This window comes from Fibrobacterota bacterium, assembly GCA_019509785.1.
Taxonomy (GTDB): Bacteria; Fibrobacterota; Fibrobacteria; order UBA11236; family UBA11236; genus Chersky-265.
The window spans coordinates 1-25,527 of record JAEKLQ010000072.1 but is presented as its reverse complement, the minus strand read 5'-3'; the positions used below and the strand labels follow the sequence as shown (position 1 = coordinate 25,527).

Annotated in this window: 23 protein-coding genes; 14 read left to right on the top strand and 9 right to left on the bottom strand. The window is 62.5% G+C overall.

All coding sequences use genetic code 11. The features are described from left to right. The first annotated feature begins 149 nt into the window (after positions 1–149). The 4 genes from JF616_20360 to JF616_20345 all read left to right on the top strand — a co-directional run bounded on the left by JF616_20360 (position 150) and on the right by JF616_20345 (position 4,865). Entirely contained in the window at positions 150–758 is a 609-nt protein-coding gene (locus JF616_20360) for a hypothetical protein (GenBank protein ID MBW8890115.1), read from the top strand. Positions 759–922: 164 nt separating this feature from the next. Beyond that, positions 923–2,086 (top strand): iron-containing alcohol dehydrogenase, encoded by a 1,164-nt coding sequence (locus JF616_20355; GenBank protein MBW8890114.1) that lies wholly within the window; start codon positions 923–925, stop codon positions 2,084–2,086. A gap of 61 nt (positions 2,087–2,147) precedes the next feature. After that, positions 2,148–3,362: a DUF362 domain-containing protein gene (locus JF616_20350; protein MBW8890113.1), complete on the top strand. Its 1,215-nt coding sequence runs from the start codon at positions 2,148–2,150 to the stop codon at positions 3,360–3,362. A gap of 48 nt (positions 3,363–3,410) precedes the next feature. Continuing rightward, positions 3,411–4,865 carry an aldehyde dehydrogenase gene (locus tag JF616_20345; GenBank protein ID MBW8890112.1) on the top strand — a complete coding sequence of 485 codons (1,455 nt, stop codon included), beginning with the start codon at positions 3,411–3,413 and terminating at the stop codon, positions 4,863–4,865. 102 nt (positions 4,866–4,967) lie between these two features. On the opposite strand, the gene JF616_20340 is transcribed toward JF616_20345, so the two are convergent. Beyond that, positions 4,968–5,336 (bottom strand): DUF805 domain-containing protein, encoded by a 369-nt coding sequence (locus JF616_20340; GenBank protein MBW8890111.1) that lies wholly within the window; start codon positions 5,334–5,336, stop codon positions 4,968–4,970. 120 nt (positions 5,337–5,456) lie between these two features. Continuing rightward, complete coding sequence (locus tag JF616_20335; protein MBW8890110.1) at positions 5,457–6,200, bottom strand: hypothetical protein; 744 nt, start codon at positions 6,198–6,200, stop codon at positions 5,457–5,459. A 41-nt stretch (positions 6,201–6,241) separates the two neighbouring features. Here JF616_20335 and JF616_20330 point away from each other — a divergent pair, with 41 nt between their 5' ends. Further along, positions 6,242–6,895: a hypothetical protein gene (locus JF616_20330; protein ID MBW8890109.1), complete on the top strand. Its 654-nt coding sequence runs from the start codon at positions 6,242–6,244 to the stop codon at positions 6,893–6,895. Positions 6,896–6,979: 84 nt separating this feature from the next. On the opposite strand, the gene JF616_20325 is transcribed toward JF616_20330, so the two are convergent. The 3 genes from JF616_20325 to JF616_20315 all read right to left on the bottom strand — a co-directional run bounded on the left by JF616_20325 (position 6,980) and on the right by JF616_20315 (position 9,672). Continuing rightward, on the bottom strand, positions 6,980–7,498 hold the full coding sequence (locus JF616_20325) for a hypothetical protein (protein ID MBW8890108.1): 519 nt from the start codon (positions 7,496–7,498) through the stop codon (positions 6,980–6,982). A gap of 134 nt (positions 7,499–7,632) precedes the next feature. Continuing rightward, the gene (locus tag JF616_20320; protein MBW8890107.1) at positions 7,633–9,171 is read right to left on the bottom strand and encodes an FAD-binding oxidoreductase; all 1,539 of its coding nucleotides are present in this window, start codon (positions 9,169–9,171) and stop codon (positions 7,633–7,635) included. Continuing rightward, a complete protein-coding gene (locus JF616_20315; protein ID MBW8890106.1) occupies positions 9,172–9,672 on the bottom strand; it encodes a hypothetical protein in 501 nt (166 codons plus the stop codon). It abuts the gene before it with no gap. A gap of 504 nt (positions 9,673–10,176) precedes the next feature. On the opposite strand from JF616_20315, the gene JF616_20310 reads away from it, so the two are divergent. From JF616_20310 to JF616_20295, 4 genes are all read left to right on the top strand, one after another. Further along, positions 10,177–11,460 carry a hypothetical protein gene (locus JF616_20310; protein ID MBW8890105.1) on the top strand — a complete coding sequence of 428 codons (1,284 nt, stop codon included), beginning with the start codon at positions 10,177–10,179 and terminating at the stop codon, positions 11,458–11,460. A gap of 71 nt (positions 11,461–11,531) precedes the next feature. Further along, positions 11,532–12,581, top strand: a complete 1,050-nt coding sequence (locus tag JF616_20305; GenBank protein MBW8890104.1) for a TIM barrel protein — start codon at positions 11,532–11,534, stop codon at positions 12,579–12,581. 35 nt (positions 12,582–12,616) lie between these two features. After that, positions 12,617–13,768, top strand: coding sequence for a Gfo/Idh/MocA family oxidoreductase (locus JF616_20300; protein MBW8890103.1), 1,152 nt, complete (start codon positions 12,617–12,619; stop codon positions 13,766–13,768). Positions 13,769–14,059: 291 nt separating this feature from the next. Further along, entirely contained in the window at positions 14,060–15,079 is a 1,020-nt protein-coding gene (locus tag JF616_20295) for a hypothetical protein (GenBank protein MBW8890102.1), read from the top strand. A gap of 66 nt (positions 15,080–15,145) precedes the next feature. Here JF616_20295 and JF616_20290 read toward each other — a convergent pair whose 3' ends face one another. Together JF616_20290 and JF616_20285 are read right to left on the bottom strand one after the other, a co-directional pair. Next, positions 15,146–16,597 (bottom strand): glycosyltransferase family 39 protein, encoded by a 1,452-nt coding sequence (locus JF616_20290; protein MBW8890101.1) that lies wholly within the window; start codon positions 16,595–16,597, stop codon positions 15,146–15,148. Then, positions 16,597–17,019 (bottom strand): GtrA family protein, encoded by a 423-nt coding sequence (locus tag JF616_20285; GenBank protein MBW8890100.1) that lies wholly within the window; start codon positions 17,017–17,019, stop codon positions 16,597–16,599. The genes JF616_20290 and JF616_20285 overlap by 1 nt, the downstream gene beginning before the upstream one ends. Before the next feature lie 140 nt (positions 17,020–17,159). Here JF616_20285 and JF616_20280 point away from each other — a divergent pair, with 140 nt between their 5' ends. The 4 genes from JF616_20280 to JF616_20265 all read left to right on the top strand — a co-directional run bounded on the left by JF616_20280 (position 17,160) and on the right by JF616_20265 (position 23,512). Beyond that, positions 17,160–18,392: a hypothetical protein gene (locus JF616_20280; GenBank protein ID MBW8890099.1), complete on the top strand. Its 1,233-nt coding sequence runs from the start codon at positions 17,160–17,162 to the stop codon at positions 18,390–18,392. A gap of 164 nt (positions 18,393–18,556) precedes the next feature. Next, positions 18,557–19,813, top strand: coding sequence for a hypothetical protein (locus tag JF616_20275; protein MBW8890098.1), 1,257 nt, complete (start codon positions 18,557–18,559; stop codon positions 19,811–19,813). A 226-nt stretch (positions 19,814–20,039) separates the two neighbouring features. Further along, positions 20,040–22,022 (top strand): response regulator, encoded by a 1,983-nt coding sequence (locus JF616_20270; protein MBW8890097.1) that lies wholly within the window; start codon positions 20,040–20,042, stop codon positions 22,020–22,022. Then, positions 22,019–23,512: a glycoside hydrolase family 140 protein gene (locus JF616_20265; GenBank protein ID MBW8890096.1), complete on the top strand. Its 1,494-nt coding sequence runs from the start codon at positions 22,019–22,021 to the stop codon at positions 23,510–23,512. Before JF616_20270 ends, JF616_20265 begins: the two co-directional genes overlap by 4 nt. On the opposite strand, the gene JF616_20260 is transcribed toward JF616_20265, so the two are convergent. Next, positions 23,513–24,670: a hypothetical protein gene (locus JF616_20260; protein MBW8890095.1), complete on the bottom strand. Its 1,158-nt coding sequence runs from the start codon at positions 24,668–24,670 to the stop codon at positions 23,513–23,515. A 249-nt stretch (positions 24,671–24,919) separates the two neighbouring features. Between JF616_20260 and JF616_20255 the strand changes: the two genes are divergently transcribed. Then, complete coding sequence (locus tag JF616_20255; protein ID MBW8890094.1) at positions 24,920–25,279, top strand: zf-TFIIB domain-containing protein; 360 nt, start codon at positions 24,920–24,922, stop codon at positions 25,277–25,279. A 21-nt stretch (positions 25,280–25,300) separates the two neighbouring features. Here the strand turns inward: JF616_20255 and JF616_20250 are convergent. Further along, a partial coding sequence (locus JF616_20250; GenBank protein MBW8890093.1) for a dihydrofolate reductase family protein occupies positions 25,301–25,527 on the bottom strand: 227 nt, incomplete at its 5' end.

Sequence of the window (25,527 nt, the reverse complement as noted above, 5' to 3'; positions counted from 1 at the left end):
GCTAACACAACCCCTGCGGCCTAGCGCGTCCTTTCCGTTCGGAACAATTCCTTCTCCGGTTCTCGTCCAATGGACCTGATGGTATAGGATTCCCTTCGATACCGCGTTGAAGTAGGTCAAGCTCGATGAAGAATGTGCCATGCGCTCAAATGCCGATGCTCCTCATTTCCCTTCTTTCCATGAGCGCCGCGAGGGCGCAAAGCCCCGCCGCGCCCAACCTGGAGAGCGGTTCACCGCCCATTGCCGCCGCGGAGCCGCAAGCTCCTGATCGCCCCGAACCTCCGGGACTGGGGAAACAGATCCTGGGCGGTATGGCTTATGGATCGGGGGGATTACTGCTGGGCGGAGCCGCCGGTGCGGGGATGCTTGCGGCCGGATGCGCCGTATGGGGGGAGGATTGCGGCTTCGCGGGAATCGGGGGCGCTTTCATCGGAGGCATCCTCGGGTTTGCCGGGGCCTTTCCCTACGGGGTCTATCGATTCGGAACGGACGAGAATTACTCCGGATCGCTCAAGGTGACCTATGCTTCCGCATTACTGGGCAGCGCGATTGGTTTCGGCGGCACGGCCCTGGTCACCCGGCTCCGGAACGAGGACGCCTGGTTTCAATCCAGCATGATAGCGATGGCGGGCGCGCCGATCGGGGCCTTAATCGGCTTCAACCTCGCGCGCGCGCCGCGCAAGGGCGTGCCTCAAGTTTCCCTTGCGCCTATGCCGGACGGGGGCTGGGCGGGCCGTCTGGTTTGGAACCTGCGATAAAAGCAAAAAATAGCCGCCCTTAAGGACTCTTTGGCGGCGCGAAACCAAGGGGAGGGCGACCGCCGCGGCGATCACGACCGGAGCCGGGGGCTTCTCGCTATATTAGATTCATTCCCTGATTTTCGGCGCGTGGACCCGCGTTGAACGGATAAAAGGAAACCCGGATGATCGCCCCTTTGACCCTGAATGTGCCCAATAGCATCGAATTCGGAAGCGGCAAGCTTGCCACCCTTCCGCACCATCTCAAAAACCAGAACCGCATCTTCATCCTCGTGGACGCCCCGATCCGCGCCCGCATCAACCCGCTGGTTGCCGAATTGGAAAAAGCCGGCAAATCCGTGCTCGTCTCCACCGAGGTCGTCCCCGAGCCGCCCTTGGAAGCCTTGGAAATCCTGTTGGCCCCGGTGCGGGCCTTCTCCCCGGACGCCATCGTCGGCATCGGCGGCGGATCCGCCATGGACCTCGCGAAATTGGTGGCCGTGCTGTTCGACGGAAAGCAGAAGACCCAAGACATCATCGGCGTCGGGAAGGTTTCCGGGCGGAACATCCGCCTCATCTCCGTCTCCACCACCGCGGGCACGGGAAGCGAGGTCACCCCCATCGCCATCCTGACCGACACCCAGGCCAAGCTGAAAAAGGGCGTGGTCAGCCCGTACCTCATCCCCGACGTCGCCATCGTCGATCCGGACTTGACATTGTCCCTGCCCGCCGCGGTCACGGCCGCCACCGGCATGGACGCCATGACCCATTGCATCGAGGCCTACACCAACCGCCACGCCCATCCCATCGTCGACAACCTGGCCATCGAAGGCGCGCGCCTCATCGCCGCCAGCCTGGAGCGCTGCATCCGCAACGGCGCCGATCTCGAGGCCCGCACGGCCATGTCCCTCGGCAGCTTGTACGGGGGCCTCTGCCTCGGACCCGTGAACACCGCCGCCGTGCATGCCATGGCCTATCCGCTGGGGGGTACCTTCAAGGTTTCCCATGGCGTTTCGAATTCCGTCCTGCTTCCCTTCGTCATGGTCTTCAATCTCCAGGGCAATCTGCGCAAGTACGCGGAAATCGCCATCGCCGTGGGCGCCCCCAAGGGCCGCGACGACGAAGAGACCGCTTTCAACGGGGTGATGCAGATCCGGGAAATCTCCAAGGCCTGCGGCATCCCGCAAAGCCTGCAGGAGTTGGGCATCCCCGAGTCGGCCATTCCCGAAATGGCGAAAGCGGCGCTCTTGGTGACGCGACTCATGGACAACAATCCGCGCAAAGTGGAATTGCAGGACGCGGAAGCCATTTACCGCAAGGCCTATCATGGCCGGGTCGAGCGTGACTAAAACCGCTTTTCCCAAGGCCGGCCCCGCTCAAGGAAGGCCGTCGTCCCAGGTGCCCGCATCCATCCGGCTGCCGGGCATGAAAATCCGGCAGAGCTTCCCTTCCCAGAAGATCGCCGATCTTCCCGCAGCCCTGCGCCTGGAATTGGCCGCGCTGGATTTGCGGCTGAAGCCGGGCGCGCGCATCGCGGTCGGCATCGGCAGCCGCGGCATCGCCAATCTGGCGCTGCTCACGCGGGAACTGATCGCCTTCCTCAAGGCGAAGGGCGCGCAGCCATTCGTGGTTCCCGCCATGGGCAGCCACGGCGGCGCGAACGCGGCCGGCCAAGCGGAAATCCTGGCCGGCTTGGGTATCACGGAAGCGGCCCTGGGCGTGCCCATCGTCTCATCCATGGACGTGGCGGAGATCCCCGCGCCTGGTTTATCCCATAAACTGTTCATGGGAAAAACCGCTTTCGAAGCGGATGGCGTGGTGCTGTTGAACCGGATCAAGCCGCATACCGATTTCCATTCCACCTATGAAAGCGGCCTGGTCAAGATGAGCGTGGTGGGCCTGGGCAACCATGAGCAGGCCAAGATCATGCATGGGCTGGGGGTGCGGGGCTTAAGGGATCTGATTCCCCTGGCCGCCAAGGAAATCTTCGCTACCGGGAAAATCCTCTTCAGCCTGGCGGTGGTCGAAGACGCCCATGACGATACCATGCGGGTGCGGGCGCAGAAGCCGGAGGCCATCCTCGCGGAGGAGCCGGAGCTGCTCCGCCTGGCCGTGGCCAGCATGCCGAAGTTGCCCGCGGAGCGCATCGACATCCTCATCGTCGATACCATCGGGAAGAACCTGAGCGGGACCGGGATGGACACCAACATCATCGGACGGATACGCGTGAAGGGCTCCCCCGAGCCGGACTTGCCGGAAATCGGAAGCATCATCGCGGATGACCTTTCCCCCGAGTCGCACGGGAACGCTTTAGGCGTAGGCCTGGCGGACATCATCACCCGGAACCTGTTCGACAAGATCGATTTCAAGGCCATGTACGCGAACGTCATCACCACCACCTTCCTGGAGCGGGGGAAGACCCCCATCGTCGCGGACGACATGGCGCATGCCTTTGATATCGCCACGCGCACTACGGGCGGCCGGGCTTTCGAGGAGCTGCGTGTCATCCGCATCGCGAACACCCTGCATCTCGAAGAGATGTCCGTATCGCCGGCGCTGTACCGGGATATGGCCGGGCGGGTGGAGTTGATTTCCGGGATCGAGGACATACTGAACCACGGATAAAATCCCGGACGTCGGATCCGGAGCGCATTATCAGCATGAAACGGGAGAATGAATAGAATGCAAGGCTGCAATTACATACAGGGGCAATGGAAAAAGGCGTCCGGGCAGAAGACTTTCGAGCAGCGGAATCCGGCCAACCTCGCCGAAGTGACCGGGCTTTACGCCGACTCGTCCCCGGAAGATACCCAAGAGGCCATCGCCGCGGCGCATGCCGCCTTCGGTCCCTGGCGCGCCAAGTCGCCGCAGGAAAGGCAGGCCATTCTCAGGAAGGCGCTGCAACTCATCGTCGAACGACGCGAGCAAATCGCTACGGTGATCACGAAAGAGAACGGTAAGACCCTGGCCGAATCCCGGGGCGAAATCGATTCCGCCATCAAGGAAATGGATTTCCAGATCGCCGAAGGCATGCGCATGATGGGCAAGACCTTGCCGGTCGAAATCGGCGGGACCCTGGCCTATTCGACCCGCGAGCCGCGGGGCGCGGTAGGCGTCATCGCCCCCTGGAACTTCCCCTTCAACGTCCCCGGCCGCAAATGCACCCCGGCCCTGATGGCGGGGAACACCGTGGTCTTCAAGCCCGCCAGCCTCACCCCCGGGGTCGGCTTGGCCTTCACCCAGGCCTTCCACGACGCCGGGCTCCCCGCGGGCGTGTTCAACTGCGTGACCGGCTCCGGCCGCAACGTCGGCGGGGTGATCGTGGGCGATCCGCGCATCAAGGCCATCTCCTTCACGGGATCGACGCCGGTAGGCAAGGGCATCCAAAAGCAGGCCGCCGAAAACCTGACGCCTTGCCAGCTCGAGCTGGGCGGCAAGAATCCGGCCATCGTCCTGGACGATGCGGATCTGGACTTGGCCGTGGCCTCCATCGCGAAAGCCGCCTACGCCTGCGCGGGCCAATGGTGCACCTCCACCAGCCGAGTCATCGTCACGCGCGGCATCGCCCCCGTTTTCACCGAAAGGCTCGCGGCCGAAATCGCCAAGCTCCAAATCGGGGACGGCATGGATCCGAAGACCGGCATGGGCCCGGTATGCGGCACCGAGCAAAAGCGGACCATCCTCGGATACATCCGCAAGGGCCTGGAAGAGGGCGCGAAGCTGCATCCCAGCATGCAAGCGCCCGCGGACGATTCCGAGAAAACCTGTTTCATCAAGCCGGTGATGTTCACGGGCGTCACCCCCAAGATGACCATCGCCCAGGAGGAAATCTTCGGACCCGTGCTTTCGGTCATGACGGTGGACACCTTTGAGGAGGCGGTGGCGCTGGCCAACGACGTGCCCTTCGGCCTGGCCTCATCCATCTTCACCCGGAACCTGGGCCATGCGCTCACCTTCATGGAGAAGACCGACGTGGGCCTGGCCCACGTGAACATCATGTCTTCCTACAAGGAGCCGCAATTGGAATTCGGCGGCGTGAAGGAATCGGGCGCGGGTCTGCCCGAGGCGGGGACGAGCGGGATCCTGTTCTTCACCGAGCACAAGGTGTGCTACGTGAAGTACCGGTAGCTTATCGGTTACCCTTCCTGCCCGTCCCCGGACGGGAGGGGTCGCGCGTGGCGCCCCAAGGTCGGCCCGGGCAGCCGGCTCGCGGCCATGCGAGCCGCCCGCCTATGCGGCAAGTTTCGGATTCATCCCGTACTTGTTTCCCGCGGCGTTCCCCTCGGAACAGAGTACGATCAAGACCCAGATGGCCCCGATCAGGGGAATCAGGTTGATGAAGATGAACCATCCGCTTTTCCCGGTGTCATGGAGCCGCCGAACGCTGACGGCGAGGCTTGGGATCAACACCCCGAGCGCGTAGATGGAATAGATCCATCCGTACCCCATGCCCTTGAAGGACGTTCCCAATACCCTATCCAACAGCATCGCCACGATTATGAACAGGATGCTGAAAAGGCAGAACATCCAATATTCCTTGCGGCGGGCGCGTCCCGAAAACACGGCGTATTTCTTGAGCACGGCTATATACCAACTCATGTGCGCTTTCCTTTGTGAGGTGAGGCACGAAAACTAGTTATTCCCTTCATTTATTTGGGGAATCGTGGTTTTGGATCGGACGGATGTCCCCTGGAGCGGGTCTTATCGCCGCGGGCCGGCTTAAGGGCCCAGGTTCGGGTAATCGGTCCGCACCCGGAGGCTGCGGCCCTTGGCGTCGGCCACGTTCACGATGCCCTGGTAGCAAAGAAGGCGCTTGGTCGCCACGTCCTCGTACATCACGATGGTGGGCAGGAGCATGCTCAGGACCGCGTTCTTGGGCTCCACGACCACGGGCAGGTAAGGGCGGCCCTTCGATTCGGCCGGGGAAAGGGAGTATTTGCGATCGACGTAGGCCTCGAAGCGGAAATAGTCCAGCCGCGCCGGGATTACCATGTTGAAGGAGGCCTTCTTGCCCGCGGCGATGTCTTCCCAGCGCTGGCGCACGAATTCCCCGACCCCGCCGTTGATCACGCAAGGCTCGGGCACCTCGATGCGCTTCTCCTTGATGGGAGCCTTTGCCGAGTCGCGGAAATGCACGCGGACCTCCGCCGCGCCTTTGGCGGGATCCACCGCGGCGCCCTCTTCATAACCGTTACGAAGATCACGGAAGATATAATCGGGCTTGCAATCGAAGCGGCCGAAGTCCAGGATGCGCATGGCCATGGGCTTGCCGCCGGGGGACAGGAAGTCGGTGCGCGTGCATACGTGCTTGCCGGCGAGGAAGCCTTCGCGGTGCTCCTCCTGGTAGGCCGCGGAATTCCGTTCCGTATCGAAGGCGCTGCCCCGGTAGGCCGGGGTGTAGGTGGTATCGGCGGCGGCGGCGAGGGATGCCGCCGCGCAAGCGAGGAGAGCTGGGATTCTCATATACGGTATTATAACCATTCCGGGACGCCGGCCCCAAGGTTATGGGACAAACGAAAGCGCTCGAGCGTCTCATGGAGATGAAGCGGATTTATTTCCTACTCCTCTTGAACGCCGTCCTGGCCGGCGCCGCCTCCGTCCCGATGGCTTCACGCCCTTCCTTCCTGTCCCTGGAAACGCCGTGGCAGATGACCGGCCAAGCCGGTGGCGGCCTGGGGGGCGCTTTGGTCCTGGGTTGGATCGGGGCGGGCATCGGATCACATCAGGCGTACCGATCTTGCCTGGAAAACATCGATCCCGACTTCAGCGACGAATGCGGATGGTCGGCATTCGGGGGCGCGGCGATCGGATTCCTGATCGGCGCGCCCATCGGCCACTCCCTGGGAGCCCTGACGGTGGGATTGCTTGAGAACAAGCACGGCGCCCCGGTGGCGGCCGTTTCCGCTTTGGTCGGGGATGCAGCCATGGTATTGTTGGCGACGGGATTGCACTCGGCGCTGGACGGCAAGATCCTTTCCAACGGGAAATTGGATCCTTTCCTGATCCCCATTACCATCGCCGGAATGATCGCTATCCCGGTCGCCACCCAATCGATTTGGGATTACCGCGTCCGCATAGCTCTGCAACCGGCAGTGGCCCTGGGAGCCACGGCGGGGGACAACCGGTATTTCCTCCGCTTCGCTGAAGTCCGGTTTTGAACCGGGCGAGGTTCCCGGTAAGGTCGGCCCAAAAAGAAAAGGCGGCCCAAGGCCGCCTCGCCCATGAATCCCTGAGCTTCCGGTTCAGCCCTTGCTCTTCGCCGATGCCGTTTCCAGACCGGCTTCTTTCCACCCCTTGATCCCGCCCTTGTAGTGGCGGATGTTCTTGTAGCCCATGGACTCCAGCTTGTCCGCGGCGCCGCACCAGGCTTCGCAACCGGGTCCGCCGCAATACGCCACGATCAAGGCGCCCTTGTCGGCGGGCAGGTCCCGGGAGAAACGGCCGGTTGCCTTGTCGAAACTGGCGGCGCCCGGAATATGGGCGCTGGCGTAGCTCTCGTTGCCGTTGGCATCCACGACGAAAACCGTTTTGTCATGAAGGGCCTTGACCAGATCCGCCTGCTGGATTTCCGGGAAGCGCTCCCGCGTTTCGGCCGGCTTGCCGGCATCGGCGTTGATGGTAGCCTTTTCCACCGGGGATCCGCCCTTGGCTCCGGTTTCGGTTGGCTTGGCATCCCAGTGGCAGTGTTCATCCGCCAGCGTCGGGCCTGCGGCCAAAGCCAACGCCAGGGCGAGCGGCGACAGGATTCTGGATACTTGCATTTCTTCCTCCTTGTTCATGGATAGGACACCAGGGGCCCGTCCGGATTCCACCGGGAAAGTACCAATCGGAACGGGCGCGGCCCAGAAGAAAAGCCTTACCGGAAAAGCCGTTGCGGGCGCGCCCGGTGGGAGCGCTAATGGGCCGGATGCCCGTATTCCTGGTAGAAGCGGTTCTGGAACAATTCCTCCGGATCGTAACGCCGCTTCAGGGCGAAGAATGAATCGGCCATGGGATAGGCGCGCGCGAATTGCTCCGGGGTGGCGTGCAGGCGATAGGGCAGATAATAGGTTCCGCCCACCGATAGGGCCGCGTCGATCAATTCGCGGGTCATGGCCGCCATGGACTTTTCCCCTTCGGGGGTCACGCGCTGGGAATACAGCATCACCAGGGAAAACACGTCCTGGCGGGCATAGTTCAGGACCGCGTCGGTATCGGCCCGCAAGCTGCGTATGGTCAGGTTGAGCAAATCGCCTCCGTGGGCCGGGATGATGCGGCGGGCGCGGGCCAGGAAAGGTTCCAGGGAATCGCGCGGCACGAAGTATTCGTGCAGGAGCTGGGTGCGGGCGGAGTCGTGGTTCTCGAAGAGATCGATGGGATCGTCCAGGATGCGGTTGCGCGTGGCCAGGGCGGCGCTTTCGCCTCCGACCATTTTCTCTAGTCGCCAGCGGACTTCTTTCCCGAAGCCGCCGCCCACGCTGGCCAGGAACACCCAGTGCCTGACCTTATCGCCGAACGAGGCCCCGCCTTCGCGCTTCGGCAACGGGGGCGGAACCCCGGGGACGTTCACGTATCGCGTCAGAAGCGCCTGGGAAAGGAAGGAGGACGGGGCGATGGAAAGGCGGCCGTACACCAGGCCCAAGGAAGTGTCCCCGTCCACCAGGGCATGGTAAAGCGCGGGATATCCCTTGGACCTGAGGGAGAACCGCTCGGCCCGGTACAGGCGGTTCGGCATCACCCGCACGTCCGCGTCCAGGATCGCCCCGAAAAGGCCGTACCCTCCGGCCGCGGCCCGGAACAATTCCGCGTTCTCGCTGCGGCTGCAATTCCTGACCATACCGTCCGCGCCCAGGAGCCGGAAGCCCTCCACGCTGGAGACGAAGGGCGGTTCGTTGTGCTGCCAACCATGGGCGTTGACGGACAAGGTCCCCCCGACCGTAAAGGGATTGTTCGATTGCATGATGCGCACCGCGTAGCCGTGCGCGTCCAGGAATCGGATCACCGCCGACCAGCGCGCTCCGGTTTGCACGCGCAAGGTCACCCGCATGCCGCCGGCGCTTCCCGGGGCGGCTCCTTCGGGCGCCGAATCCAGGGACATGCGGTCATGGGAAAGCATGTCGAGGACGATGCCATCCGGATAAACCGTCTGGCCTCCCATGCTATGGCGCGCCCCGGATATGGAAATCTTCAGCTTACGCGCGCGCGCCGTATCGATAGCGCGGCGGATAAGCGCGACGGCGGCGGCCGAGTCGGCGGGGACTTGGATGACTTCGCCCACCCTGACCGGATCCAAATGCCCGGCATCGGCCCGCAGGCCTTCGGGGGCCTTCCAGGTGCGGATGTCCTTGGAAATCCCCGAGGCCAATATCGCCGCGAACAAGAGGATGAACGAAGCCAGAGGGATACCCAACAAGCATGAGAGCCAAATCAATAGGCGACGGTTTCTTCGGGCCATTTATATTATCCGGATTCCCGCAACCGCGTTTATTTCTGCCGAAACGATATCCATGATCCCCCCCTCCCGCCCCAGCGACACGAAGAGCTTGTTCTGGTAGGTCCGGTAATCGATGGGGTACTGGTAATCCGCCTTGTCGAGCGCGGAGACGGATTTCCGCGTTTTCAAATCGACGATTTCGATTTTGATCGAATCGGGGACGGAGCACCCCTTTTTCTGGTTCTTGGTGACGAAATACCCGGAGAAGATGTTTTGCGCGCAAGTGGTGAGGCCGACGGTGCCGGGAAGGGGGAACGGGCGCCAGATGTTTTCGCCCAGTTTGGATATGCGGTACATATAGCCGGAATCGGAAACCACCATGCTATCGCCGTACCGCATGATTTCGCCCGTGTAATGCCCCGGGGCATTGCAGAAAAGGTTGCCGGCGGTATCGGCGAACGGGTGGTAGGCGAACAATCCGCTCCGATTCGCCAGATATAAGGTCTGGCCATATTCCAGCATGTCCGGGCGTGGTGGCGTCGTATCCGCAGCTATCCCATACCGACAGCAAGTACTCCCTCCCATTATCCCGTATCTGATCGATTTGGTTGCTTCCCACCTTGACATAGCCTTTGTCTATGAGACTGGAACCCTTGTCCAGCCTAAGCAGGCCTTTATCGGTGGCCAGCACGTATTCGTTTTCCTTTTCGGCCACGTCTATGAGCCGGAGCGTGTCCAGGCAGGTCGAGACGGCCGGGGTAAGGCAGGATAAAAGAACGATCGCCATCGCAGGAAAAAGCTTCAACTTGCCTCCGGAAACGGGCGCGGGAAGCCCGGCCTCAAATGTAATTGGCGGAAGCCGGCAAGTTCGGAGGCCGGAGCTTAGGAATGCGGGAATCACCGGGGGCGGGCAAGTAAAAGAATCGTCAGAACCAGTGTGCCCATCCCCAAAAAGCTTGGGTTAGCTTTACTCACCCGCCCCGGGAAACGGGCGGAATCTCGGTATTTCAGAGCGGGGAGCAAGCGATGGCTGAGGCAGTGGCGATTCCGAAGACGGCGAAGAAGGCCAACGTTAGGGCGGCGATCGAGAGGGGCGAAGGCATCCTGCGCCTGGCCCCCTGCTGGGTCCCCCGTTCCTTCCTGATGCCGGGCCGCCGGCTCAAGCTGCACCCGGACGATTATTACGCCCTGGGCGCCCATCGCGGCGGCATCGACGAACGCTGGTTCGCTTCCACCACCGAGGCCGGCAACGACAACCGCGCCGAAGACGAAGGCTTGTCCTACGTCGTCAGCGAGGGCGAGCGTTTCACCCTGCTCGAAGCCGTGATGGCCGAAGGCCCGCGCCTGATCGGGCAGAAGATGTGGGACAAATACAAGCGCTGGCCCGTCTACTCCAAGTTCTTCGACAATATGGGGCCCATCCCGCATCATATGCACCATAACGAGGAGCAGGCCGCCAAGGTGGGTCAGGAGGGGAAACCGGAATGTTACTACTTCCCCCCGCAGCTCAATTCCATCGGGAACAATTTCCCCCACACCTATTTCGGCCTGGAACCCGGCGTCACCAAGTCCGACGTGCGCCGCTGCCTGGAGAACTGGAACAAGGGCGATAACGGCATCCTGGACTTGTCCAAGGCCTACCGCCTCAATCCCGGCACCGGCTGGCACGTGCCCGCCTGCCTGCTGCACGCGCCCGGTTCCCTGCTCACCTACGAACCGCAATGGGGCAGCGACGTATTCGCCATGTACCAGAGCATGGTGGAAGGCCGCCGCGTGGATTGGGATTTGTTCGTGAAGGATACTCCGGAGCAATTCAAGAACGATCTGGATTATCTGGTCGATCAGCTCGATTGGGACGCCAACGTGGATCCCAACTTCCGCGATCACCATTTCCTCGCGCCCATCAACGACGGGGAAACCTGGACGGAAGGCTACCAGGATCGCTGGGTGGTGTACGGTAAGTTCGGCGGGCCCAACCGCGGCGCCCACAAAGGCGATCGGGATCTGTTCTCGGCCAAGGAATTGACCCTGGAGCCGGGCGCCAAGGCGACCATCAAGGATGGCGGAGCCTACGGCCTCATCACGGTGCAGGGCTATGGGCGCGTCGGCAAGCATATCCTGCAATCGCCCAACATGATCCGATTCGGCGCAATGACCGAGGATGAGGTGTTCGTGTCCCACGAGGCCGCCACGAGGGGAGTCGTTTTCGAGAACACGGGCACCGAACCCTTGGTCACCTTGCGCTACTTCGGGCCTGACGCGGCCCCCAAAGCGCCGGAAACCGGGGCTTTCAAGACCCTCAAGCGGTGAATGGATCCGGCGGCTGATTCTTTCCGCCGCCGCTCCGCGTCAAAAGCAGGGAAGTAGATTTTATCCATTAAATGGCGGAGGCAATCATGGCGAACGCATACCCGAAACTGCATAACGCGGCCTGGCCGGGACTCGTGGGCAAAGGCGGCAAGGAGCCCGGGGCCGAACCGGTCATCTCCCAGGACCGGATGCTGGAACTGACGGCCAACGCTTCGGTGAACGGCGTCAAGTTCGACGGCATCGATTTGTTCCTCTCCCTCCCGCATCAAGATCTCGAATCCACCGATGACGATCTCAAGAAGCTGGCCGACAAGGTCGGTTCCAAGGGCCTGGCAATCGGATCGTTGGTCGCGCCCATCTGGGGCGGCGGCGGAGCCTTCGGCACCGACGAGGATCGGAAGAACTACCTGGCCACCCTCAAGAAGTCCTGCGCCATCGCCAAGAAGCTGAAGGACATCGGCATCCGCAAGTACGGCTCCATCCGTTTGGATACCGCCAACAGCCCGGCCAACTTCGCCAAGGATCCGATCAATAACCAGAAGAAGAACATCGAGACCATCAAGGAAGCGGCCAAGATCGCCGAGAGCTTCGGCGAACAGCTGGCCCTGGAAGGGGAGATCTGCTGGGGCGGCATGCACAGCTGGAAATCCCTGCTGGAGATCATGGAGGGCGTCAACAATCCCAAGACCGTCGGCATCCAGGCGGACATGGCGCATACCCTTCTCTTCATGCTCGGCTACAACGCCCCCGAGGCCCGCCTGGTTCCCGAGGGCTTCAACTGGGAGAAGCCCGCCTTCGACAAGGCCTACCGGGAGCTCACCGATAAACTGCGGCCCTGGGTGAAGGATTTCCACGTGGCCCAGAACGACGCGACCGCGTTCGGCTCGGGAACCCATGACAAGACCGGGCGCCATTGCCCCGTCGACGACAAGAACGGGAAGCTGGATATCCCTTACCACGCGGGCTTTTGGCTGCGGGATCGCAACGGTCAGCACATCGGCATCAAGCATATCTGCTGGGACGGCTGCATGTTCCCCAACGCGGTGATGGAACAGCAGGAAACCTGGAACAAGATCCTGGCCGCGATGAGCGCGGTGCGGGAAAAGCACGGTTGGAACTGAACGACTACCACGGCATCACTTAAGGAACCTACGGCATGTCCAAGAAGAAATTGAATATCGGCATGGTCGGGTACGGCTTCATGGGCCGCACCCATAGCAACGCCTTCCGCAGGGTGGGCAACTTCTTCGAGAACGAGCATCAGCCCGTGCTGAAGGCCGTATGCGGCCGCACCGAGGCCAATACCAAGGCCTTCGCCGACAAGTGGGGCTACGAGTCCATCGAGACCGATTGGCGCAAGCTGATCGAACGCAAGGACATCGACGTCATCGACATCGTGACGCCCAACGACAGCCACATGGAGATTGCCGTGGCGGCGGCCCAAGCCGGCAAGATGGTCATGTGCGAGAAGCCCCTCGCGCGCGACACCGCCGAAGGCGAGAAAATGGTGGCGGCGGTCGAAGGCGCCAAGGTGCTCAACACCGTCTGGTACAACTACCGCCGCATCCCGGCGGTAACCCTGGCCAAGCAACTCATCGACGAAGGCCGCCTGGGGCGGATCTTCCATTACCGCGCCAACTTCCTGCAGGACTGGACCATCTCGGCGGACCTGCCCCAGGGCGGGACGGGTCTCTGGCGCCTGGACGCGGCCGCGGCGGGCTCGGGGGTGACCGGCGATCTGCTGGCGCATTGCATCGACACCGCCATCTGGCTGAACGGCTCCATCAAGAACGTCACGGCCATGACCGAGACCTTCATCAAGGAACGGAAGCACAACCTGACGGGCAAGGTCGAGAAAGTCAATATCGACGATGCCTGCGCCTTCCTGGCCCGCTTCCAGAACGGATCATTGGGCCTGTTCGAGTCCACCCGCTACGCCCGCGGGCACAAGGCCCTGTACACCTTCGAGATCAACGGCGAGCATGCTTCCATCAAGTGGGACTTGCACGATCTGCACCGCCTGGAATGGTTCGATCACCGCGACGAGGGCAAGCTGCGCGGCTGGCGCTCCATCCACATCACCGATGGCGATCATCCCTACATGAAGAACTGGTGGGTTCCGGGATTGCAGATCGGGTACGAGCATTCCTTCGTGCATCAGGTGGCCGATTTCCTCACGAACGTGGCGGGGAACAAATCGACCAGCCCCACCTTCCGTGAGGCGTTGGAAACTACCCGCATTTGCGACGCGGTCTTGGCTTCGGCAAAGGTGGGCGCCTGGAAGGACGTGCTTCCGAACGCGCGCTGACCCGCCCATTCGATCCGTTTCCGGAGTTGGAGATGCGTAGGGGAAAGCCTTCCCCTCGCTCCGGCCTCCTCGGGGCGTGCGTTACGCGCCCGCCCCTGCGGGGACCTCCGCTACCCCATCTAGCATGGGCTTCGCCCCCGCAACGCCCCCAAACCGCACTTCGCAGCTGATATCCCTCTGACCGCGCTCTACCCGGTCTTCGCTCGGCACCCCATTCATCCCCGACCCTGGATAGGCCGCAAATAGTTACTAGTTATTTTGGTACCATCGGGATTTATACGAGGAGTCTTTTTGAAGGCTGCAATCACGTTCAAAAATCTCTGCATGTTCGGGGCGCTGAAATTCCTCCTGGTCTCCGTTTTTCTGCCCGGGTGCCAGGAGTCATTGCAGGCGCAGACTGCTCCATCCGACATTGTTTTCATTTACGACAATAGCGGCAGCATGTGGACCCATAGCGCGAGCATTGATTCTGCCGACCAGGACACCCTCTTTTGGAGCTCGTCGTACGCTTGCGCAAATACGGCAAGCGATTTCATCTCCTATGCCGTCCAAGACACCGCGTATAATTACACCGCCCCTCAAACGCTGGCTAGAACCATTCTGCTGCTTCCCGGCAATCAAGTTTGCAGGGAATACGCGGGCGACCCGTATAATTCGCGAGGCGTTGTCATCCGCAATGCCATCCGCTACTTGGCGCAAATCGCCCCTGCTTCCACCGTGGGTTCAGTGGGATTCGCCGGGGTCATCGAATTCCCTCAACCTCCCTTGCCATTGAACAGCTCGGCCAATGTCACCCAACTCCTCAACATGATTCGCCTGGACAGTCTTCCCAGTACCAGTTATGGTCCGCCGTTGACCTTGGCCAAGTCTTGGCTGAACGATACCAGTCTGGCTAAAAACCCGAAACACGCGATTGTGTTCATTTCGGATGGAATCGCGGCCGATGGAAACGCCGGTTTGAATGCCGCCGATCCGGCGATTCCGATTTACAGTATTTTTCTTGGGAAAAAACCTACGCCGGATACCGTGAGTCTGAAACAGCTTTCGAATATGACCGGAGGATTGTTTTTCCGCGTCGACGCAAGCAAACCGGCCGCAATCCAGGTCATGCTGGATAGCATCATCAAAGCCATTACCGAATCTCCTCTTCCGATCAATGCCCATCCTGGTCCGGCATCCGGAACCTGCGGCGGAAAAAGAGAATGCGGTCAAACGGAATGGGGATCCCGTTTCCCGGCCTACCGAAACCTTTTAGGTCGCAGCATCCGAGGGAAATCCCGGAACACGAAGGTTTCGGTCTTCCACCATTGACCTGCGGGCGTCGCTAGGTGGCGGGATGCGCCTAGGTTCGCCGCTGCCGTGCGCCGCGCCGCCAACCTAACGGGGCCCCCGCGGCCGGTAGACGATCAGGCCCGACTGCTCCTGCGGGACATAGTTGGCATCGACTTCCTCGAGGAGTGGCCCCGGCAGGTCCCGGAATGCCAAATGGCCGTCCCGTCGCATTAGGATGGCGCCGAACCGCTTTTCGCGCACCGCGGAGACCAGGCGCTCCGGCGCGCCGCGCCCTCCCCAGCAATAGCTTTCGATCGCGCCGAAATGATCCCACTCCGGTTTCCCCGCGGACGCCGCGAGATACGATTCCACGGGCAACCAGACCTCGCCCGGCGTGGCCCGGGCGACGGAGATCTCCAGGCGATCCACGTCCCGGAAAGTGGCCCACGGGAACAAGGGCGCGAAAGGATTGTAGATGCCGATGGCCAATTGCGCCAGAGCCAGCGCGCGGGGGATTCTTCCCGGGATGATTCCCGCGGCGGCGCAGAGCAGGGGCTCCGCCGGGAAGAGGGCGCTGATCCAGCCTCCGTCTTTCCACAGGCCCAGGATGCCCGACAGCGTCACGGCCGCGAAGGCCGCTAGGAAGCGGAGATCGCGCCGCTTGACGAAGGCATAGATTAGGCAGACCCACAGTGGCGCCTGTAGGATGAAGAAACTTTTCAGGCAGTACGCATCGGGCCAGGGACGCATGGGATGGCCTCCGACGTAGGTCACGAGATAATCCCAGGCCCTCCCCCCGGTCGCGTACAGGAGCACGATGCCGGCAGCCGCCCAGAACGCGAGCGGCCACAGCCGGGCGATCGCGGGCCGTCCTTGCGTAATAATCGTAACGAGGATCACGATGAATTCAAGGATCCCGGATTGCTTGGTGAAGCAGGCCAAACCCGCCAGGAAAAGCGCCATCCCGTCGCCGGCCGGCGTCCGCCGCAGCAGGTAATCGACCGCGGCGACGCTGACGCACATGAGCAAGGGATTGGGGGTAATCTCATCATACCTGCATTCCATCACCGAGTAGGTGGCGAGGAAGAGGGCCACCGACCAGAGGCCGCCTTCCCTGCCCGCGCCCAGCCGGCGGGCGATGGAATAGGCGTACCAGGCGGAGAGCAATGCCGCCGCCAACGAGACCAGCCGTTCCCATCCCCACGGGTCGGGAAGCGCCGCATGCAACGCGCCGCCCAGCAGGAAATAGAAGGGCGTATAGATGGTTCCGAGGGGCTGCTGCCCGGGATCCGGATAGAGCGGAACGCCATGCGCGACGCGCATCCCCATGATGGCGTTGAAGCTTTCGAACTCGCGGACCCCCGAACTCAGGCGTTGCACGGCGATGAAGGCGATGCAGCCCGCCATCGCAAGGGAAACGAGGGTTAACGCGCACGCTTCGCGGGAAAACCGCCTGGCCCGCAGCGCCGGAACCGAAACCATCCCGGCCCCGGCCAGCGCGCCCATCCACGTCGCCCACGGAAGGACCCAGCGCGCCCCGTCGGGTCCGTTGAACATCAGGCCCGGGTTTCCGCCCGCGCCGCAGGCGCGGCGAAGGTCCAGAGATGCGTCAGCAGGAAATTGGCCGCGACCCCGCAGAGTATCCCGATCAGGTTCGCGGCCTGGTAATACAGCCCGGCCTTCTCGGTGAGGAATACCAGCAATCCCCAATTCACCGCCAGCGCCACCAGGCCGCTGCCGAGATTGAACTTGAGGAACAGGAGCGTTACCGGGGTGGCTCCATCCGCACGGCGATCCGCCCAGGTCCAACGGAAGTTCCAGGTGAAGTTGTTCACGATCGCGCATTCGATCGCGATGATGCTCGAAATGCGGTATCGCAGCCCGAGGCATTCCGTGAACAGGTACAACAGACCCGCATTCACGAGGACGCCGGTGCCGCCCACGATACCGAACTTGAATATTCTCGCGAAAATTTTCACCCCAAGCGAGTATATCCTTTTACGTGGAACAATTGCGGCCATGAGTACGTCTATTCAAGGATAGACCGCGTCTCGACGTTCAGGCCGGGCCCATACCCTTGCCGGGACCTGCCCTTAACCTCAATCCCTCGGAGGAACCTATGATCGGAAAAACCCATTTGTTCGGCCTCGCTTTGGCCGCTTTCGGATTGTTCGCTTGCAATCAGGCGGACAAATCGCCCGTACAAGCCGATCCGCATGCGGCCAAGGGCTCGGCCCGCATCGTCCTGCCGAAACTCCCCGCAGGCTATCTGGCCGCCCCGAGCCAGCAAGCCTGGTTCGCGCTTACCATTTCGGGATCGGGGATGGCGCCCATGACAAGGTCGTGGATCGTCGGGCCGGACGCCCCGCCCCCGCTGTTCATCGATAGCATTCCCGTAGGATTACGGTCCTTCCGCGGCCGCCTGATACGCATCGATTCTTCGGGAAAGGATACCAGCGTAACGCACGAAGGCGTCGACAGCGCCTGGATCCAACGCGACAGCGTTGCCGAGGTGCATCTCTTCCTGCGCCAGCTCGGAAGCCTCGGGTCGGCCCACGTCTGCGTCGAGGTCGAGGGCTGGGCATCCGACTCTTCCTGCATCACTCCGCCGCCTCCGCCACCTCCTCCCTTCCCCGGATCCCTCTCCGGCTGCTACGCCCTGGTGGTCAGCAAGCCCAGCCCCGTGCCCGGGCGGGATACCCTATTCAAGGGGGCGCTGCGGCTTATCCAGAGCGATAGCCTGGTGCAAGGTACGGTCAGCTGGAGTTCGGGAGTTTCCGATACGGCCACCGGCGTCTACTCGCGCACCGGCCAAGTGTACCTCGGCATCGGCCGTTCTGATTTCAGCTTCCAGGCGCAGCTCGATTCCACCGGCCGTTTGACCGGCTATTTCTACGACAGCCTCCGATTCATCATGGGCCAAGCCGTGGCGACGCCCGGGTCCTGCTTGCCGGAAACCACCGTGGTCCCGCCTCCGCCTCCCGCGCAACGCCTCTGCTTCGCTTTCACCCAATCGCAGTCCGACGGCAAAACCGTCAATGGCCGGGTCGGCTTCGATGTCCACGGGGATTACGCCAACACCTATACCCATTGGGACGGCTACGGCGCGGCCGCGGGAGTTACCAGCATTCTCATGGGATCCCTGGATTCCACCGGCTTCGCGACCTGGTCTTTCCCTCCGCCCTCCGGCATGTTCCCTAAGAGCCTCAAGGTGGATTCCTCCGAGTACGAGGTCAACTTCGCCAACGGGAAGGGCCAAGGGAAGATCATGAAGCTCAATGCGCCGACCCGGGCCTTGGGCTCCTGGACAGGCACCCTCTCCGGTTGCCTGGATTCCGACTTCCGGTTATAGGTTCGGGCGCGGTCGAAAGGCCGCGCGCCTCCCCGACGGATCGTTTGCCGCTCCCATTCTGAGAGCGGGGTTTACATTTCGGCCTATCCCAAGCATCAAAGGAAAGGGTAGATCCCATCCAGCCTCCCCCCCTGCGGGAGGCGGATATCCTTTTGGAGGTGATTATGCTTTCCTTGCGATTGAAACGCGTCTTCATACCCGCCCTCGCGGCTTTGGGTTTGTTCGCATGCGAACCGAATGATTCCGCGGGACCGGCCAAAAACGGTTCCGGCTCCGCCCGCGTTGCGGTGCCGGCCCTGCCCGCGGGGTACCTGGCTGGCGCTTCCCAAGCGATCTTGTTCCTGGACGTGGCCGGCCCGGGGATGGCGCCTATGCATTTCTCCGCGACCATGACCGAAGGCAAGCCGATAACCTTGGCCCTCTCGGGCATCCCTGCCGGCCCCGGGCGCATCTTCCATGGGCGGCTGGTACGTCTCGATTCGGCCCAACGGGATACCATGGTCACCCATGAGGGAAGCGATACCGTTGCCATCGCGGCCGGCGCGACAACGGACGTGCATCTGTACCTGAAGGCGGTAGGCGGGGGCGCGGTCCGCGTCTGCCTCGACGTGGAAGGCTGGCCCGCCAACCAGGCCTGCGAAAAGCCCAAGCCTAAGACCGTCCCCAACGTCTCGGGGTGTTATGATCTAGTCGTGGCCAAGCACGGGCCCGCGGAGGATAGCCTTTTCAAAGGCAAACTGCGCCTCACCCAAAAGGACAGCGCCGTCTCCGCCGTACTCACATGGAGCGCGAACTCGAAAGATACCGCCAGCGGCCTCGTCATCCTGGACGCGAGCCAGCCGGTCCTCTCGGTGACGGGGCAATTCAGCCTCAAGGCCAATTACGATAGCAGCGAAGGTTTGTATAACGGAAGCTACTCGGGACCGTCCGGCATCTACGGGGCCGCCAACGCGTTCCCGGGGTCCTGCGACAGCGTCATACTTCCCAACCAAACGGTGAAGTTCGATAGTCTGGAATGCTGGAAGGTGTCGCAGACCACGGTGGATGGGCGCTCCATGCAGGGGACCTTGTGGGTGGGTTGGCGCATGGCCTCGCTGACCGGGTGGTTCCAATGGGATTGGAATAACGCGGCTTTCGCGGTGTACAGCAACACGGCGCCGGCCTCCGGCGCGACCCTATACCTGTACGGGACCTTGCCGGGAGGCTTTGGCCATCCCGCGGTGAGCGCCCTCGAACAAGGCCATTACAAGGCGAAGTTGAGCGCGGCCGGGCTGGATCTGGGAGCGGCATACGCCCATGTCGGCATGGCGGATTTTACCGGAGCCGATAAGTTCGCGGATTGGAAAGGCGCTCCTTACGCCTGTCCGGATACGGCGCGGACGAAATTGGCGGGCCTCGTAAGGCCCATAGTCATTTACTGATCGGGGTTCCGATCGCTCCCCGAACCGATGCGGGAGCGGCGCCGCCGCCTTTTCGGGGCGCCGACCCGCGATACTCGGGCAATTTCGACGCCGGCGCGCACGCTTTGCACGCGAAAAACGGGGTTCCGGATCACTATAGGGTCCGGCGCCTCCCCCGTGGTTGACTTAGATTAATCCTGCGCCGCGGAGCGCCGTTACGATGCTCACGAAAGCAGGTAGAGCGGGCATGGAAGAGTCACCCCTGGAAGCCCATTTGCGACTCACCGAAATGGTGGCCAAAGGCGCGCCTTTGGAAGACGTGCTGGATGCGGCCCTGCGCTTCTGCGAAGCCCGCTCGCCGGAAATGCTTTGTTCCATCCTGCTCTTGGACGCCGATGGCAAAACGCTTCGCCACGGGGCGGCCCCCAGCCTCCCCGCCGCCTACCGGGACGTTATTGACGGTAAAGCCATCGGCCCCCGCGCGGGATCCTGCGGCACCGCCGTCTTCCGGCGCGAGCCGGTCTTCGTCGAGGACATCCTTACCGATCCCCTCTGGGCGGAGTACCGCGCTTACGCGGCCCCCTACGGCCTCCGGGCTTGCTGGTCCACGCCCATTTTAGATGCCGCGGGCGCGGCCCTGGGATCCTTCGCTATCTATTACCGTACCCCGGGGTTGCCTACCGCCGGGCACATGGCGACCATCCGGCTCATCACCCATATCGCCGGCATCGCGATCGCCTCTTGCCGCGCGGAGCGGGAGCGGCGCCAGGTATTCGAGCGCATCTCCGACGCCTTCGTGGCCCTGGATCGGGAATGGCGCTACACCTACGTGAACAAGAAGGCCGGGGAATACTTCGGCCGGAAGGCCAAGGATCTGATCGGCAAGCATATCTGGACGGAATTCCCCGAGGGCCGCGGGCAGAAATTCCATCTCGCCTACGAGAAGTCCATGGCCGAGCAGATCCCCATGTGCATAGAGGAATATTATCCGCCCTACGATTCCTGGTTCGAGAACCGCATCTACCCCTCGCCGCAAGGTCTGACCATTTATTTCTGCGACATCTCCGAGCGCAAGCGGGGGGAAGAGCGCCTGCGCCAGGCGGAGAAGCTGGTCGCCATCGGCCAATTGGCGGGCGGGGTCGCGCACGATTTCAATAACCAGCTCAGCATCATCCTGGGTTACGCGGGCTTGCTGGAGAGCCGGCTTACCGACACCGAGATGCGGCGTTTCGCCTCGGCCGTGGTGCGGGCCGCCAACCGTTCGGGCGACCTGACGCGGAACCTGCTGACCTTTTCGCGCCAAGGGATCGTGGAAAGCGTGCCGGTGGATATGCACGAATTGATCGCCGAGGTATGCGAACTGCTGTCCCATAGCCTGGACAAACGCATCGCCCTGCGTCAGATTCCGGGGGCCGAACGCGCCACCATCGTCGGCGATCCGGCCAGCCTCCAGAGCGCATTGCTCAATCTCGCCCTCAACGCCCGCGACGCCATGCCCCGCGGCGGCGGCATTCATTTCCGCACCGGGATCGTCCACCTTCCATTGCCGGGGGCGCAGCCGGCCTGGATCGGAGATACGGAGGATCCCGTTCCCGGCCCCTACTTGCACCTGGAGGTGACGGACTCGGGCATGGGTATGGGCGAGGCGGTGCGCCGGCGCATCTTCGAGCCCTTCTTCACCACCAAGCCCGTTGGTAAAGGAACCGGTTTGGGCCTGCCCTCGGTGCTCGGGACCGTCCGGACCCATCGCGGGCGCATCGCCTTGGATAGCGCAGAAGGGCGGGGGAGCACGTTCCACTTGTATCTGCCCATGACGGTACGACCTGCGAAACAGGCCTTCGGGAAAGAGGATTCGCCTACCCGCGGCGGCCTTACCGTGCTGGTGGTGGATGACGATTCCCCTGTGCGGGAGATCATGAGGGACATGCTCTCGGCGGGCGGGAATAAGGTGTTGGAGGCCTCGCATGGAAGGGAGGCCTTGGACATCTACCGGAAGCGCGGGGCGGAGATCGACGTCGTGATCCTGGACATGATGATGCCCGATATGGACGGCGCGGAGGTCTTCGCCGGGCTGCGGGCCATCGATCCCCGGGCGCGCGTGATCATCTCGACCGGATTCTCGGCGGATGCGAAGATCCCGTCCTTGTTGGCGGCCGGGGCGAAGGGTTTGCTGCGGAAGCCCTATGAGAAGCCGCTGCTCGACAAAATGCTGGGGGCGGCGATGGCATGAGGGGACTTCTGATGGTTTGCCCTGCCAGGGCCTGCGCCCTTTCCCTCTGCCTCTCCTTCGCGGTGGCGGCCCAGCTTTCCGCGCCCCTTCTTACAGTGGGCCCCAGCAAGCATTACCTGGTCGATGAGAACGGGAAGCCCTTCCAATTGCGCGGGGAGGCGGCTTGGGCCTTGGCCGTACAGCTCACGCGGGAAGATGTCCTCGCTTACCTGGACGATCGCCAGGCCAAGGGCTTCAATGCCTTGCTGATCGAAGCCGTCAACGTGGATGACGGCTATGCCGCCAACGCGCCGAAGAACGCGTACGGCGAATTGCCGTTCGTGGCGGATGATTTCACCCGCCGGAACGAAGCGTATTGGGCCCACGTCGATTTCATCCTCGACGAGGCCGGGAAGCGGGGCATGGTGGTGCTCATGAGCGCCTTATACCTGGGATACAACGGGGGGAGCGAAGGTTGGTACGCCGCGGCCGTGAGCGCCGGGGCCGATGCCATCCGCGATTACGGGGCTTTCCTGGGCGTCCGTTATGCGGGCCGGAAAAACATCATCTGGGTGAATGGGGGAGACTTCCGCCCGCCCACCTTGGCCATTCCCGATGCCTTGGCGGCGGGCATATTAAGCGCGGACAAGAACCATCTCTTCACCACCCACTGGGCCCGCAACAGCACGGGCACGGACGCGAATCCCTCCTGGCTCACGCTCAACAGCAGCTATACCGGCATCGATAACCTCGCGAGCCGGGTGCTGGCCGATTATGCGGCGGCGGCGCTACCGACCCTACTGCTGGAATCCTATTACGAAGGATCGCTGGCGGGCCAACTGCAACTCACCGCCCGCGAGGTGCGCGGGGAGGCCTGGCAGGCCTATCTCTCCGGAGCTTGCGGCAATTTTTATGGTCATCATTCCGTCTGGCCCTTCCCATCGGATTGGCGGACCGCGTTGGGCAGCCCGGGAGCCTTATCGCTCTCGAAACAGAACGCCTTCTTCGCGGGCGCGGACTGGTGGAAGCTGGTTCCCGATGCGGACAATGCCCTCGTGACCACGTCCAAGGGGAGCGGCAAGGACATGTTGGCCGCGGCGCGGGCGGATGATGGATCTTTCGCGGTGGTCTACGCGCCGGGCGGCGCGGCCTTCAGCGCGGACCTTTCCAAGCTGGCGGGAAAATCGGTGAAAGCGTCCTGGATCGATCCCTACTCGGGCGCCGCCCACGGGGCCGCGGGATCGCCCTTCGCGAAATCGGCCCATGCATTCGATCCGGCGGGCGAGAACGGAAAGAATGCCGATCCCGCCGCCGCGGATGATTGGGTATTGTTGCTGGAATCGGACGCTGCGACGGAGGTGCGGGACGTCCGCCTTACTCCGCTATCCCGTCCCGCTTCCGGATTCCCTGCAGCGGACGCGTGCGGGCGTTCGCTGCGGGTATCGCACGGATCCGCGGCGGGAGCGTATTTCACGCGACCGGAGGCGATACGCTTCCCCGATCCCGATTGATTAAGGCACGGCGTATTTGATGATGGTATTCTTCCCGTCGTCGTTACTGGTCGTGCCCAGGTACAGGACGCCGCCGGAAAACGTTGCGGATTGGACGCCGAACGTGCCCGAACCGAGGCCCTCGGGAATGCAGCCGGTATAGGCGGCCGCGCCGCCGGCGACGGGAACGGTGTAGATGCCGGTAGCCCAGTTGGCCAGCGGATCGGAATCGGTTTTGACTTGGTGGTACTCAGTATAGATAGCGCGGCCGGCATCGAGCCAGATGGCATCGACCTTCCCATCGATCAGAAGCGTCGGGGTCCCTCCCGCGAGCGGGACCTTGGAGACGCCGGATTTGATGAGGGTGGGGTCGGCGATGATATTCAGATATAGGGATGCGTCGTCGGCGGCGAAAATGTCGACCAGGGTTTGCGGGCCCGACAGCGCGTTGACCATAATGGGCGTGCCCCCCGAAGCCGGGAGGGAAAAGATGGCGTCGGCTTGGTTCCAGAAGGAGGCGCCGGTCAAGCGCCCGTAGTAGAGCCGGTCGCCTTGCTTGAACAGCTTGCCGATGCGGGCCGAATCCAGGCTGACTAACTGCTCGGTGGCTCCGCCCGCCCAGGGCATGCGATCCAGGAAATAGGCGGAGTAGCGTCCCGATCCGTCGTCCCGGTCAATCAATTTGGTGGCGAGGAAATAGAGATGGGTTTCATCCATGAATAACGCTTCGTCCACTTCCGTCTGGCCCGCGGCGGGGGCGATGGGCGCAGCCAACGTAGTGGTGGCGGTGCCGGTGCGCGGCAATTCCTGGAGCACCCCATTATTATCGCGTTTGGAATACAGGTATATGCGGCTTCCCACCTTATGCAGGGACTTCACGTATTGGCCCGGCTTTTCCGCGTCCAGGCGCACGGGTTCGCCGCCGGCGGCCGGCACGCGATACGCGGCCTTATAGGTTCGGAAGAAAACATCCGCGCCGTCCGCGACGATGTCCCGGATGACATCCTCCTTATCGGTATCGTCGGGCAGGAAGCGGGACGGGAACAACGGGTTCACGTCGGCGCAAAGCTGGGTTCCCTTCGGCCCTGGGGGCACCGTGCCCGTGGCCGTAGAGGCGGAATCACAGGCGATGAAAATGAAAGGCAGGGCGAGACCGGCGAAAGTGATCTTGGTATTCATGGATTCCAAAATAAGCATTAGCCCCGGCTTCGGAAGTTCCGCCGTGATCCCGCGCACATCCCCGGGCAGTTTCCGATCCATCCGCGGCTTGGCCGCAGGAATCGGTTCCATCGCTTCCGATATCCGGGAAAACGGCTTGCAACATATCCGGCCTCTAGTACGTCTATATCCGAATTGATCCGGTCATGAATTCCGGCCGGGGCTATCCTACATTTCGGAGGTCCGGCGCTTTCGAAGCGGGGGGATGCTATGGATTGCCCGAAATGCAAATCGGAAATGGAATTCGCCGACATCGGCGGGATACACGTGTCCCGTTGCCTGCAATGCCGCGGCATCTGGTTCAAGGAAGACGGGCACCAGCGCCTGCGCAAGATCAACGGCTCGCAAGCCATCGACATCGGCGAAGCGGAGATCGGCAGATCCTTCGACGATGCCCTCGACATCCCCTGCCCGGTATGCGGCGAAACCATGCGGCGCGCCGCCGACCCTTCGCAATCGCATATCGTATTCGAAGCCTGCTCCGCGGGCCATGGCGTCTTCTTCGATGCCGGCGAGTACAAGGATTACAAGGAACGCACCCTCGGCGATTATTTCAAGAAGCTTTTCTGACCCCACTCAACGCGAAGCGATTTACGCGGGGACGTAGGTTAGCACAACATTCCCGTTTCCGAAGGCGCGTGATTTCGCGAGCTTGAGCGGCAAAGGCTCCTTCAGGCCCTGGAACAAGGTGCGTCCTCCGCCGATGGCCACGGGGGTCACTACGAATTGGTATTCGTCGATCAGGCGATGCGGAGCCAATTGCGCCACCAGGCTGCCGCTACCCAGGATGACCATATCGGTGGGCCCTTCCTTCAGCT

What these genes read in the sequence shown, in the direction of transcription:
- JF616_20335 (MBW8890110.1), bottom strand. Translation starts at nt 6,200, where the DNA reads ATGAGAATCCCAGCTCTCCTCGCTTGCGCGGCGGCATCCCTCGCCGCC.
- JF616_20345 (MBW8890112.1), top strand. Translation starts at nt 3,411, where the DNA reads ATGAATAGAATGCAAGGCTGCAATTACATACAGGGGCAATGGAAAAAG.
- JF616_20340 (MBW8890111.1), bottom strand. Translation starts at nt 5,336, where the DNA reads ATGAGTTGGTATATAGCCGTGCTCAAGAAATACGCCGTGTTTTCGGGA.
- JF616_20280 (MBW8890099.1), top strand. Translation starts at nt 17,160, where the DNA reads ATGATCGGAAAAACCCATTTGTTCGGCCTCGCTTTGGCCGCTTTCGGA.
- JF616_20275 (MBW8890098.1), top strand. Translation starts at nt 18,557, where the DNA reads ATGCTTTCCTTGCGATTGAAACGCGTCTTCATACCCGCCCTCGCGGCT.
- JF616_20265 (MBW8890096.1), top strand. Translation starts at nt 22,019, where the DNA reads ATGAGGGGACTTCTGATGGTTTGCCCTGCCAGGGCCTGCGCCCTTTCC.
- JF616_20315 (MBW8890106.1), bottom strand. Translation starts at nt 9,672, where the DNA reads ATGCTGGAATATGGCCAGACCTTATATCTGGCGAATCGGAGCGGATTG.
- JF616_20310 (MBW8890105.1), top strand. Translation starts at nt 10,177, where the DNA reads ATGGCTGAGGCAGTGGCGATTCCGAAGACGGCGAAGAAGGCCAACGTT.
- JF616_20290 (MBW8890101.1), bottom strand. Translation starts at nt 16,597, where the DNA reads ATGTTCAACGGACCCGACGGGGCGCGCTGGGTCCTTCCGTGGGCGACG.
- JF616_20255 (MBW8890094.1), top strand. Translation starts at nt 24,920, where the DNA reads ATGGATTGCCCGAAATGCAAATCGGAAATGGAATTCGCCGACATCGGC.
- JF616_20330 (MBW8890109.1), top strand. Translation starts at nt 6,242, where the DNA reads ATGGGACAAACGAAAGCGCTCGAGCGTCTCATGGAGATGAAGCGGATT.
- JF616_20325 (MBW8890108.1), bottom strand. Translation starts at nt 7,498, where the DNA reads ATGCAAGTATCCAGAATCCTGTCGCCGCTCGCCCTGGCGTTGGCTTTG.
- JF616_20270 (MBW8890097.1), top strand. Translation starts at nt 20,040, where the DNA reads ATGGAAGAGTCACCCCTGGAAGCCCATTTGCGACTCACCGAAATGGTG.
- JF616_20355 (MBW8890114.1), top strand. Translation starts at nt 923, where the DNA reads ATGATCGCCCCTTTGACCCTGAATGTGCCCAATAGCATCGAATTCGGA.
- JF616_20305 (MBW8890104.1), top strand. Translation starts at nt 11,532, where the DNA reads ATGGCGGAGGCAATCATGGCGAACGCATACCCGAAACTGCATAACGCG.
- JF616_20320 (MBW8890107.1), bottom strand. Translation starts at nt 9,171, where the DNA reads ATGGCCCGAAGAAACCGTCGCCTATTGATTTGGCTCTCATGCTTGTTG.
- JF616_20360 (MBW8890115.1), top strand. Translation starts at nt 150, where the DNA reads ATGCCGATGCTCCTCATTTCCCTTCTTTCCATGAGCGCCGCGAGGGCG.
- JF616_20300 (MBW8890103.1), top strand. Translation starts at nt 12,617, where the DNA reads ATGTCCAAGAAGAAATTGAATATCGGCATGGTCGGGTACGGCTTCATG.
- JF616_20260 (MBW8890095.1), bottom strand. Translation starts at nt 24,670, where the DNA reads ATGAATACCAAGATCACTTTCGCCGGTCTCGCCCTGCCTTTCATTTTC.